Genomic DNA, 11988 nt, shown 5'->3' with positions numbered 1-11988 from the left:
GACTCATGAACATCATAACCCAAAAACAAACGTATCGATAAACTATCACTACAAAAAGCAATTAATTGTCTATCGGAGTTGATGTTATTCAAATAACCTACCAACAAAATCTTGAAGAAAACAACAGGATCTATACTCTCTTGACCTTCTTTACCATAATACTTTTGGGTAGCTTTATAAATAAAATGTAAATCAAGTTCGGTTAACAATTTTCTGTAAAAATTATCCACTGGAACCATGTCCAACAAATTAACCGAAACAAATAACTGTGGGGTAAAACTTTTCTTTCCTTGCATGAATAAATTTACAAATTATCTCTTTTTTATGCAAGTTTTTGTATATTTGAGTTGTGCAACATGCACAGCCGTTTGTAGCAATTGCTAGGCTTGGCTTGCGTTCGGAATTTTCTCCGAAAATTCCACGAGGAGTTTTGTACTTGTAATCTTTTGTCTTAAATTTACGCAACTGCCACAAGCGGCAAACCGTTGGCGGTAATTAAATATGGAACCTAAAATCATCATTGGAGCTGTAATTGCAATTGTCCTTTTCTATTTTCGATTTGGACCAGGAAGTCGTTTGTTAAAGGAGAAAACACACCATTATATTGTTCCACCTGCCTCAATAGAAGAACCTAAATCTAAACACTTTGAAATAAAAAGTAATCAATACGACAGATTTATACTAACTAAAAATACAACTAAAAGTTACCTTATCAAGGGCATTAATGATTACGGAGAGCTTTCTGGTAATAAAGAATATGAGATATATAATTTTGGAATTGCAGAACATGGAGATTGGAAAATCATAAAAATTGACCACTTCATTAGTTTTTATGTTTATCACAATCTAGCTGGTTGGTTAACTAGCTACGAAGATAGTTCCGATATTCCTGAACTCACATTCGGATTTTCTAAGAGTAAAATGGATTCTACAGAAGATTACATATTCTTTTTAGACCCATATAATTCGAATGGTGACACACAAGTAGGAGCTTTCAGATATGGGGAATCATTTGCCATTTATTTACCAGAAGCTTATGAAGAACACGGGAATTTGACTATTAAAAAAGGAATTAAAGTCTCACTGAACGAAAGAATGAACTATATATTAGAACAAGGGTTTAACATTTCAGAAATTAACTCTTTAAATTATATTGAACATAAAATTAAAATGTACGAATAAAAACTACCGCTAATCGAGTAGACGGCTCCGCCAGTAACTGACGGAGTGCGTTTCCCGCACCAATTACAGCGGTTTGCAAATCATCACCCGATAACACAAATTCACAATCCACACCCAAAAACTAAAACCCGATAGCGCGGAATTGCATTCCGAGCCCACAAAGTAAAACTAAAAAAATCCGATTTGAAATTTCAAATCGGATTTTTTTGTAAACCACAACAAGTGAACAATGTAACATAATGCCTCTTTTATGTAACAACCATGAGGGAATATAAGTTGACCTTTGACAAGTAGAAATTAATCTACAATAGATACTTATATCATGGGACAAAAATTACTTTTAAAAATGGGAATAATGCTATTCTTAATTCCGTTATTCCATTTTGGGCAGGCTCCTACTATGGGAACGGCTTCAGATTTTGTGCTATTTTCATCTGTTGGTGCAGTTACCAATACAGGTATTACACACCTAACAGGAAATGTAGGAACCAATAGTGGTTCAAGTACTGGATTTGGCAATGTAGATGGCGTAATGCACGACGGAAACGGAACAAGCGCTCAATGCGCTGCTGATTTACTTTTAGCTTATAACGAACTTAATAGCGCTATTCCTGATTATTTTCCAGCTTCTTTATTAGGAAACGGACAAATTCTAACCGCTGGAATTTATTCTATTCCAAGTACCGCTTCTTTAAACCTCAACCTGATATTAGATGCCGAAAATGATCCTAGCGCTGTTTTTATTTTTCAAATAGAAGGTGCTTTTTCATCTGCTGCTAATTCAGAAGTAAGTTTAGTTAATGGAGCTCAAGCTTGTAATGTGTTTTGGAAAATTGAAGGTTTAGTAGATTTAGCCACTGGAACCAGTATGAAAGGGACAATTGTTGCCAATAATGCGGGAATCAATATTAATACTGGAGCTGTATTGGAAGGAAGAGCTTTATCTACTACAGGAGCCATTTCGGTTGATGGTATTTTAGCTTACAAACCAATTGGTTGTGGTAGTATTGTTTTAAACGGACCAACCGCTCCTGATCTTAATAGTGCTATTTGTTACGCTATTTTTTCAAGTAACGGTTCTGTTACTAACGCTGGAGTAACCTTTGTTACTGGAGATGTGGGTACAAATGTAGGTTTAACAACTGGTTTTGATGAATTGAATGTTACTGGAGAAATTCACCCTATTCCCGATACTTCAACGGCTGATGCTGCTAATGACTTACTGATTGCCTATAACTATCTTAATGTATTGCCTTATGACATTGAATTATTATACCCAGCTCAGTTTGGTAATGATTTAGTACTAACACCACATACCTATTTACTTAATGCCGCTACTGTATTAACGAATTCGGTTTATTTAAATGCGCAAGATAATCCAGATGCGGTTTTTGTTATTAAAATTAATGGCGCGCTTTCAACAAGTACGTATGCCAAAGTGCTGCTTCTTAACGGAGCGCAAGCTAAAAATGTATATTGGAAAATAGAAGGTGCAGTAGAAATCAGTGATTATTCCGAATTTAAAGGAACTATTATTGGTAACAATGGTGCGATTGACTTATTAACTGGTGTTCAATTAGACGGTAGAGCCATGACTACAACTGGTGCTTTGAGCACAGCAGCCGTTACAGTAACTATGACTGAAGGTTGTGAAACATTGGGAGGAATAGACCATACTATCCATAAAAAAGCAGTTATTTTCTATCCAAATCCATTCAATAATGTAATAAACTTGACTTTAAACGATACATCCTATTTAAATAACGCTGAATTAAGCATTTACGATGTTTCAGGAAGAGAGATATATCGCGTAACCCTATCAAATTTAACCATGCAACTAGATTTAAGTAATTTGTCTTCGGGAACTTATTTTTACAAAATAAATAGCTCGAACAAAACCATTCAATTTGGGGGAATGGTGGCAAAATAATTTTTAACTAACTGTTATGAGTTAATAAAAAACCACAGCAATTTGTTGTGGTTTTTTTAATTTACTATTTAGATTGAAAGTTTTTTATACTAATCAGTATGCTTTTAATACCCGTTTAACCTCAACTGCAACAAGTTAGCATTTAATATTTAACATGTGAAATGTATAATTCTAATCCTAATAAATGTAACGTTATTTCCTTCGTTTGAATTGACCTTTGTTTATAAATATAATATCATGAAACAAAAAAACTTTCTAGTAACTATTGCGATAGTTTTAGCTACTTTAATTATTGGTTGCGCAGATGATGACTTTCAAGAAACAGTTGGCGTTTGCCCAATGGTTATTGCAACAAATCCTGCAGACTTAGCGACCAATGTTCCTCTAAACCAAGTAATCACAGTTACTTTCAATGAGGAAATGAACCCATCGACAATAAATTCGACTTCTTTTATCGTAACTGGTGCTTCAACTATTGGAGGAACAATTACTTATTCTGGCGTTACTGCTACCTTTACTCCTACTGGAAACTTAACCACAAACACTACTTATGTAGTACGAATTACAACTGCTGTAAAAGATCCACAAGGAAATGCGCTGCAAGAAGATTATCTCTTTTCATTTAGTACGGGAGCAACATTACAACCACTCGTAATTGCAACAAGTCCAACACCTAATGAAACTGGGGTAGTATTGAACAAAATAGTTAGCGCTACATTCAACATGCCAATGGATCCAGCAACTATTACTACTACAACATTTACCTTAAAACAAGGAGCTAATACCATTACTGGTGTGGTAACGTATTCAAATAATACAGCCTTTTTTACTCCAAATGCAAACTTAACCGCTAATACTGTTTATACCGCTACTGTTACATCTGGAGCTTATAATATGGCTGGTGTTGGTTTAGCCAATGATTATGTTTGGAATTTTACAACTGGAACCATTGTAGCTCCAAAAGTAATTCTAACCGATCCAGAGAATAATGAAACAGGAGTTTCAGTTGATAAAGTTGTAACCGCAACTTTTGACATGCCAATGGATCCATTAACCATTACTGATTTAACTTTTACGCTGAAACAAGGAACAACTCCTATTACAGGTGCTGTAAGTTATAGTGGAAATACGGCGTCTTTTACACCTGCAAATCCACTTTTAGCTAATACAACTTTCACAGCTACAATTACAACAGGAGCCAAAAATGTGGCTGGTGTTTCAATTGCTAATAATTATGTTTGGAATTTTACAACCATAAATAGCTCTGGAGGTCCTGATTTAGGTTCAGCATCACCATTTGGTGCATTTGGAGGAAACGCAGGAATTACGAATCAAGGAATAAACACAGTAATCAACGGAAGTATTGCAACAACTGCAGCTTCAACTTTAGTTACTGGTTTTCATGATGCTACTGCTATTTACACAGAAACACCTTTAAATGTAGGGAATGTAACAGGAGCTATTTTTACAGCACCACCAATGCCTGGAACTGCAACTTCTTTTGCAATTGCACAACAAGCTTTAGCAGATGCTAATGCAGCCTATTTAAGTATTTCACCAGCTTCAATGCCAGGCGGAATAGATCCTGGAGCAGGAGAACTTGGCGGATTAACTTTAGCGCCTGGTGTATACAAATCAGATAGTGGAACGTTCAATATTTCAAATGGAAACTTAACGCTTGATGCGCAAGGAGATCCAAATGCAGTATGGGTTTTTCAAACAGCTGCTGGATTAACTGTAGGAATTGCAGGACCAACTGGTGCTAAAAGTGTTATCTTAATTAATGGTGCTTTGCCTAAAAATGTGTTTTGGTATGTGGGAAGTTCAGCAACTATTAACGGTGCTGGTGGTGGAACAATGGTTGGAACAATTATAGCCAATTCAGGGGTTTCCATTTCAACAGCTGGTAATGCAGTACAAACGGTTTTGAACGGTAGAGCGTTATCGTTGATTTCATCGGTAACTATGGTTAATACGACCATTAACGTTCCTCAATAATAAATGTCTTTACAAAAGATAGCTAAATCATAAAATATGAAAACAAATTATACAAAAGCTATTGCGTCTCCAAATGTGAGATTCATAACACAGCTGCAATTACAAACTTTAATTGTAGTTACGCTACTCTTGTTGAGCTTTACAAAAGTAAATGCTCAGGAAGAATACACGAAACCTTCTTGGATGTTTGGTGTTGCCGCAGGAGCGAATTTTAATTTCTATAGCGGTTCTACTTATATGCTAAATGAAGGTTTTACGCCATTGGCCACTTTTCACAAAGGAAACGGTGTTGGTTTATTTCTTGCACCAAGCATAGAATATCACCGTCCGGATTCGAGATTTGGATTTATTCTTCAAGCGGGTTATGATAGCCGTCGTGGAAGTTTTGATCAAGTAATGACACCTTGTGATTGTCCTGCTGACTTGGAAACTAAATTGAGCTATATTACCATTGAACCTAGTTTGCGTTTTGCTCCTTTCAAATCTAATTTCTACTTATATGGTGGTCCTCGATTTGCTTTTATTCAAGACAAATCGTTTACTTACAAACAAGGAACAAATCCTAATTTTCCGCTTCAAGAAGCCAATCCTGATGTGAAAGGTGATTTTAGTGACATGAATAAAAACATTATTTCCATGCAAATTGGATTGGGTTATGATATTCCTTTAAACGGAACAACTAGTAAAACACAATTCGTTTTATCTCCGTTTGTAGCTTATCATCCTTACTTTGGTCAAAATCCTAGAGATGTTGAAACTTGGAATATAACTACTGTACGAGCTGGAGCTGTATTGAAATTTGGTCAAGGTAAATTAATCGAACCACCAGCAACTGGCGAAGTTTCTTTTTCTTCCACTCCTCCTACTAATGTAGCGACTGTAAAAGTGGTTAGAGAAGTATTTCCTCTCCGTAATTATGTGTTTTTTAATGAAACTTCAACAGCAATTCCTAATCGCTATGTTATATTAAACAAAAGCGAAGTAAAGGATTTCAAAGAAGATCAAGTGCAATTCAAAACGCCAAATACAGTTTCGGGGCGTTCGGAACGTCAAATGTTAGTGTATTACAATATTCTAAATATTTTGGGAGACCGAATGGTTAAAAATCCAAATACGAAAATTACTTTGGTAGGTTCGTCAGAAAATGGCCGTCAAGAAGGTATAGTTATGGCGCAAAATATCAAAACTTATTTGGTAACTGTTTTTGAAATCAATGAAAATAGAATTGCCGTAGAAGGAAGAGACAAACCAGCTGTTCCATCAGAACAAATTGGTGGTACAAAAGAACTTGGATTACTTAGAGAAGGCGACAGAAGAGTTTCTATCGAAAGTAACTCACCAGAATTGTTAATGGAATTTCAAAGTGGAAAAAATGCCCCTTTAAAACCAATTGAAATCGTAACAGGTAATCAAAATCCTAGTAACGATGTAATTTTTGATGTGAAAGGCGCTGAAGAAACTTTAAGTTTTTGGACGTTACAAATTATTGATGAAAAAGGAAAAACGCAAAACTATGGTCCTTATACGCAGGAACAAGTTAGTATTCCTAGAAAAACAATCATGGGTAACCAACCAGAAGGCAATTACAAAACCATCATGACAGGAACAACTAAAACAGGAAAGGTTATTAACCAAGAAAGCACTATGCTTTTAACACCTTATGTGGCGCCAGTGGTTGAAGAGAGCATCCGATTTAGTGTTATTTATGAATTCAATGAATCTAAAGCAATTAATATTTATGATAAATATTTAACTGAAATTGTTGCTCCTAAAATTCCTCAAAACGGCACTGTAATCATAACGGGCCACACTGATGTTATTGGAGAAGTTGACTACAACAAAAACCTATCTTTAGCAAGAGCCAATGATGTGAAAAGCATTTTAGAAAAAAGTCTTGCTGCATCAGGAAGAACCGATGTGAAGTTTCAAGTTCGTGGTGAAGGTGAAAATGAAAAATTAGCACCATTTGAAAATAAATATCCCGAAGAACGTTTTTATAACAGAACCGTTATTATTGATATTATAAAATAAACAATTTAAAAATATAAAGAATCCGTTTGTTCATTCAAACGGATTTTTTTTGTTCTCTTTTTTTTGTACAAGAGGAAATATATAAATAATTCCAAAAAAAATATAACCCTTAAACATATGTTAAAATTAATTTTGCACCGCAATATAAAGATACCTTTACTAAGCTAAATCTAGTAAAGCGTCTTGTGTAAATCTGCATTTCATTCGCAAAAACAACTAATTAGCGCACATTTTTATGAAAATACACATAAAGTTCATGGTTTCGCTTCGCTGTAAAATGGCAGTAAAAGAAGAACTTGACAAGTTAAAATTAAAACATACCGCTATTGACTTGGGCGAAGTTGCTCTTAAAAAAAACATTTCCGGCGATGATAGAGAACTTTTAAGAATAGGACTTCTGAAAAAAGGTTTAGAGTTAATAGATGATAAAAAATCTTTATTGATAGCCAAAACAAAAACAATCATTATTGAACTCATTCATTACTCGGAAGAAAATACCAAAATCAATTATTCCGATTACATTAGCGAAAAACTCAACTACAATTACAACCAACTTGCCACTCTTTTTTCAGAAGTTACAGGAACTACAATTGCAAATTACATCATCATCAACAAGATAGAACGAGTTAAAGAACTGCTTTTATATGATGAATTATCGCTTACCGAAATCAGCCACCTAATGGAATACAGCAGTGTAGCGCATTTATCTAGCCAATTCAAAAGAATAACCGGTTTAACACCAACCTATTTCAAAAAAATAAAGAAATACAAAAAACGCATCATGCTAGAAGATTTGTAGCATTCAAAAAAACATCATCCGATTTGACATTTCAAATCGGATTTTTTTAGGTATTAAAAATTTAAAAATATTTTATTTAAACAACAAATTTTAATTAGGACACAAAGTATTTCGAATACTATACTTTTCAATAAGATTAAAAATTTACCTTCTTCCCTTCAAATACCCAATAACCGCTTCATTAAAAATAGCAGGTTGTTCAACATTAACAACGTGACCGCAGTTTTGAATGATGAAAAGTTCGGCAGTTTTAACGTGGTTGGCAACGACTTGCTTTACTGAAGGTAAAAACATATAATCTTCTTCACCCATTACGTATAATGTTGGGATATTCAGTTCTACTTGACGGAACCATTTTAATATAGGGTTGATTTCGGCTGTGAGTTTGAACCATTTGATAAATTCTTTTTGGTACAATTTCTTCGCTTCGTTGATGAAAAGCAAACGCGATTGTTTGTGGTTCTTTTTTGGCATAATGACAAAAGCGAAAAAACGATACAAAATCAAATAAGGCAAGACATATTTGAACGTATTTCCTAATTTCATTAGTACTTGCGAACGGAAATTCATTTTTAAAATCGCACCGCCTAAAATCATGCTTTTTACACGATTAGGATGCATTTCTGCCAATTGCCTAATGACAATAGAACCCAAAGAAATGCCAATAAAATGAGAATTTTCAATTTTTAGATGCTCCAAAACTTCATAAATATCATCGGCTATTGCTTTGAAAGTATATTTTTGTTTTATAGCGCTTTTTAATGGCGTTTTTGAACTTCCATGTCCCCGTAAGTCGAGTAAAAGCACATTGAAATGCTTTTGAAATTCGCGCACTTGCTTGAACCAAATAGACGAACTTCCTCCCGCTCCGTGAACAAAAGTAACCCACTCTGTAGTCGTAGGGTTTTGGTATGTAGTGAAGTTTATCAAGAGCTAAAATTTTACCAAATATAGTGCTTTTTAGTGGGTACAAATGCTAAACAAACTCTAAATTTTGGTATGTAAAATTTTAAAATAAGCAAATGCTTTTAGCAACCGACTGCCGTACCAAGAAAACATTTCGCCATCTACGAAAACGGTTTTGGCATGATGCGTAAATCGTCCAATTTCGAAGGCGTGTTCGTCTTTGAAGGGAAACGGTTCAGAAGACAAAAAAACATAATCAGGATCTCCTTCTAATCGTATTTTTTTTAATTCAATTTCTGGATAGCGACTTTCTTTGGCTTCGTAAATATTCTGAAAGTGATTGATTTTCAACAACTCATTAATAAATGTGTGATTTCCAGCCACCATATACGGATTTGCCCAAATGAAATACGCAGCTTTTTTAATAGGTTTCTCTTGAATAAATTGTTGGAAATCTTGGTAAGCAGAGTTGATTTTATCGATCCATTTTTGTGCTTCGGTGCGTTTGTTGAACAATTGTCCGAAATCGGAAATCATTTGTAAATTGTCTTCAATAGTGTAAATATCAGTAACCCAAACGGGACAAATTTGGCTTAGTTCGTCTACAATTTCTTTGGTATTTTCTTCTTTGTTACAAATGATAATATCGGGTTGGAGCGCTTTTATTTTATCGAATTTGATATTTTTGGTACCGCCAACAATCGTTTTTGTAACTTTAAAATGAACAGGATGCACGCAAAATTTTGTAATTCCTACAATTGAATCTTCCAAACCTAAATCGAAGAGCAATTCGGTTTGTGATGGCACTAAAGAAACGATTCGATTGGGTTGTGATTCGAATGTGTGTGAAGTTCCTAGTTGGTCAATATAAGTAGTCACAAATTTATTTTTTATCTAAAAAACTTGCAATTGATTTGCAATTAGTTACCAACAAATAGCCAATGATTACATTTAAAAAATTAACTGCAAACCAAAAATAATTTGTATCATGATTGGGAATGCTATAATTAGACGTCCGTAATTTCAATTCATTGATTAAATCCATTAAAAGAATTGGAAAGTTATCAATAACCATAAAACCTCCAATAAGTATAATCGCAAAGGTATAAATGGAATTGGTATTTAAATTACCCAAGACAATTTGGTCGTCGTCAAAATTTGCAGTTAAATTCAATTTATCAATAATCCAATCCGTTTGAAATAATAAAAACAGAAATAAAGCAATCAATAATAAAAAGGAACCAATTAGCACCAATAAAAAAGATAATTCATCTCTGTAAATATAAAGATTAGAAATATTTTGAGGAACAAAAGTGAATAAGGAAATTACTAAGGAATACAATCCGAATAATTTAATGATAATTCTAAAAAAATCTTTTTTAGTCATGCTTTCTGTTTTTAAAATTTGAAAACTAGGATTTAAACTCATCGTCTACCCAAAAACCTTCTTTTTTAATTTTTCCTGATTTCTTATATAATTTCCCATAGCCATTGCGTTTGTCTTCGCGCCATTGTCCTTGGTAATATTCGCCGTTTTTCCAAAAATAACTACCTTCACCTTCTCTTCTATCATCAACATAGTTACCTTCGTAGCGTTCGCCATCTTTCCAAGTAAAAACACCTTTTCCTTGACGCATATTATCTTTCCAGTTACCTTTATAAATACTACCACTTTCAAAAAAACCAATACCAAAACCGTTAGCATTTCCGTTTTTAACTTGTCCAATATACTGAAATTTAACGCCTTTTGAACTTACTAAATCCAACATCGCTTTTGGCGTTTTGAGTTCGTCTAATTCATATTTCACTAAAGCCAACTCATTTTTAACAATGATATTTTCAGCTAAAACGGCATCAATAGTATTGCTTTCTCGATTTGTTTCTTTCTTATTCTGTGGTTTATAGCTATTTTCAACAACCCTATTCAAGCTGTTAAATCTTTTAATTTGTTGGATGTGATTCTGAATGGAATCCGAAATTTTTCCGTAAGGTTTTAACAAATCCAATGCTAAAGAATCTTGGTCATGCAAAAAATAATATTGTGCTTTTTGAATGTTTTTGTAATATGTAAATAACGAATCTGTTCTTTGTTTTTCAAGAATAAATTTTTGGTGAGCTTCATTTTGCAACTTATTTTCCCTTTTACATTGGAAGCTTTGAAACCAAATTAAAAAAAGTAAGGCTAAAATAACTCCTGATAAAATAACAGTATTTTTCTTCATATTCAATTTTTTAATCTGAATAACGAACTCCTTGATCGTCTGATTTCCATAAACCACTTAATTGGTCAATATAAAAGCCTATCATTAAGCCTCTGCCGTGGTCAAATTCAATTCCCGTAGAGCCTCTTGTTCTGAAACGATCTACGTAACGCAATTCTATTCTGGCAACATCTAAAAATCGATAGCCTAACCCAACATACAAACGGTTTTGATTGAAGGTATTGTAAGTAACGTTTTTACCAATATTTAAACCAATTTCATTAGAAACGGCGGCATACAACGTATTGTTTTCGTAAAAGTCATTGGTATTAATCATATAACGCAAACGGTAGCGAAGACGAAAACGCATCAAAAAACGATAATCATCGCTATTTGCTTGTTCTTGCCACCTTAATTCATAACGATAACGCCAAGTGTGCATCCATTTTCCGCTTTCTGGTTTTTGATGATGAAAAAACTGAAAAGTGGTACGTAATTCGTAATAAGGTTCACGCAAATAATCTTCTTCTTTTCCAATGTACTCATTGGTATACATATAACCTATTGGAGAAATAGATAATCTTGAGTTTTTATTAAATTGGTAATTAATCCAAGGTCTGATACTGGTTCGCAAATGACTATCAAACATACCTCCTGAATTCAATTCGTTCTTGCTACGGTAAACCAAATCGGCACCAACGCCCCAATTCTCATCAAAAAACTCATTAATTTCCGTTTTATGCCAAAAGACTTGGTGCGGATAAACAATTTTTTGATCTTGGGCTTTGCTTAGAAGAGATAAAAAGAGAAAAAATAAGGTTCTAAATAGTAATTTCAATGGCTTTCCAATTTTGTTAAAAAGCAAAAATAGTGTTCTACATTTAAAAATAAAAGCCTTATGTGTTAATAAAACTAAAAAAATAATCACATTCCAGCATTTT

General features: G+C 33.8%; 11 protein-coding genes. 5 read left to right on the top strand and 6 right to left on the bottom strand.

What is annotated here, in order from left to right; genetic code table 11:
- Positions 1-296, bottom strand: a 296-nt coding sequence (locus DPN68_RS11540) for a transposase (RefSeq protein WP_162298406.1), incomplete at its 3' end; no start/stop codon positions are given.
- A 205-nt stretch (positions 297-501) separates the two neighbouring features.
- Here DPN68_RS11540 and DPN68_RS11535 point away from each other — a divergent pair.
- The 5 genes from DPN68_RS11535 (at position 502) to DPN68_RS11515 (ending at position 7940) form a co-directional block, all read left to right on the top strand.
- Positions 502-1182, top strand: coding sequence for a hypothetical protein (locus DPN68_RS11535; protein WP_113989800.1), 681 nt, complete (start codon positions 502-504; stop codon positions 1180-1182).
- Between the two features lie 346 nt (positions 1183-1528).
- Positions 1529-3112, top strand: a complete 1584-nt coding sequence (locus DPN68_RS11530) for an ice-binding family protein (protein WP_162298418.1) — start codon at positions 1529-1531, stop codon at positions 3110-3112.
- Positions 3113-3349: 237 nt separating this feature from the next.
- Positions 3350-5110 carry an Ig-like domain-containing protein gene (locus tag DPN68_RS11525; protein WP_113989798.1) on the top strand — a complete coding sequence of 587 codons (1761 nt, stop codon included), beginning with the start codon at positions 3350-3352 and terminating at the stop codon, positions 5108-5110.
- A 36-nt stretch (positions 5111-5146) separates the two neighbouring features.
- Positions 5147-7141: an OmpA family protein gene (locus DPN68_RS11520; protein WP_113989797.1), complete on the top strand. Its 1995-nt coding sequence runs from the start codon at positions 5147-5149 to the stop codon at positions 7139-7141.
- Between the two features lie 235 nt (positions 7142-7376).
- A complete protein-coding gene (locus tag DPN68_RS11515; protein WP_113989796.1) occupies positions 7377-7940 on the top strand; it encodes a helix-turn-helix domain-containing protein in 564 nt (187 codons plus the stop codon).
- Positions 7941-8084: 144 nt separating this feature from the next.
- On the opposite strand, the gene DPN68_RS11510 is transcribed toward DPN68_RS11515, so the two are convergent.
- Genes DPN68_RS11510 through DPN68_RS11490 form a run of 5 tightly spaced genes read right to left on the bottom strand, consistent with a single transcriptional unit; the run spans position 8085 to position 11885 of the window.
- Positions 8085-8870, bottom strand: coding sequence for an alpha/beta fold hydrolase (locus DPN68_RS11510; RefSeq protein ID WP_113989795.1), 786 nt, complete (start codon positions 8868-8870; stop codon positions 8085-8087).
- A 57-nt stretch (positions 8871-8927) separates the two neighbouring features.
- A complete protein-coding gene (locus DPN68_RS11505) occupies positions 8928-9725 on the bottom strand; it encodes an ABC transporter substrate-binding protein (RefSeq protein WP_113989794.1) in 798 nt (265 codons plus the stop codon).
- Positions 9726-9729: 4 nt separating this feature from the next.
- Positions 9730-10233, bottom strand: a complete 504-nt coding sequence (locus DPN68_RS11500) for a hypothetical protein (RefSeq protein WP_133256600.1) — start codon at positions 10231-10233, stop codon at positions 9730-9732.
- Positions 10234-10258: 25 nt separating this feature from the next.
- Positions 10259-11068, bottom strand: a complete 810-nt coding sequence (locus DPN68_RS11495; protein WP_113989792.1) for an MORN repeat-containing protein — start codon at positions 11066-11068, stop codon at positions 10259-10261.
- Between the two features lie 10 nt (positions 11069-11078).
- Positions 11079-11885: a DUF2490 domain-containing protein gene (locus DPN68_RS11490; RefSeq protein ID WP_157958508.1), complete on the bottom strand. Its 807-nt coding sequence runs from the start codon at positions 11883-11885 to the stop codon at positions 11079-11081.
- Between the last annotated feature and the right edge of the window lie 103 nt (positions 11886-11988).

This window comes from Flavobacterium tibetense, from assembly GCF_003293845.1.
In the GTDB taxonomy this organism is placed as follows: Bacteria; Bacteroidota; Bacteroidia; order Flavobacteriales; family Flavobacteriaceae; genus Flavobacterium; species Flavobacterium tibetense.
Note: the sequence above shows the minus strand (reverse complement) of the source record. Positions and strands in the feature narration are given on the sequence as shown.

Excerpts from the sequence above, each read along its gene's own strand:
- DPN68_RS11535 (WP_113989800.1), top strand. The coding sequence starts at position 502 with ATGGAACCTAAAATCATCATTGGAGCTGTAATTGCAATTGTCCTTTTC.
- DPN68_RS11530 (WP_162298418.1), top strand. The coding sequence starts at position 1,529 with ATGGGAATAATGCTATTCTTAATTCCGTTATTCCATTTTGGGCAGGCT.
- DPN68_RS11525 (WP_113989798.1), top strand. The coding sequence starts at position 3,350 with ATGAAACAAAAAAACTTTCTAGTAACTATTGCGATAGTTTTAGCTACT.
- DPN68_RS11520 (WP_113989797.1), top strand. The coding sequence starts at position 5,147 with ATGAAAACAAATTATACAAAAGCTATTGCGTCTCCAAATGTGAGATTC.
- DPN68_RS11515 (WP_113989796.1), top strand. The coding sequence starts at position 7,377 with ATGAAAATACACATAAAGTTCATGGTTTCGCTTCGCTGTAAAATGGCA.
- DPN68_RS11500 (WP_133256600.1), bottom strand. The coding sequence starts at position 10,233 with ATGACTAAAAAAGATTTTTTTAGAATTATCATTAAATTATTCGGATTG.
- DPN68_RS11495 (WP_113989792.1), bottom strand. The coding sequence starts at position 11,068 with ATGAAGAAAAATACTGTTATTTTATCAGGAGTTATTTTAGCCTTACTT.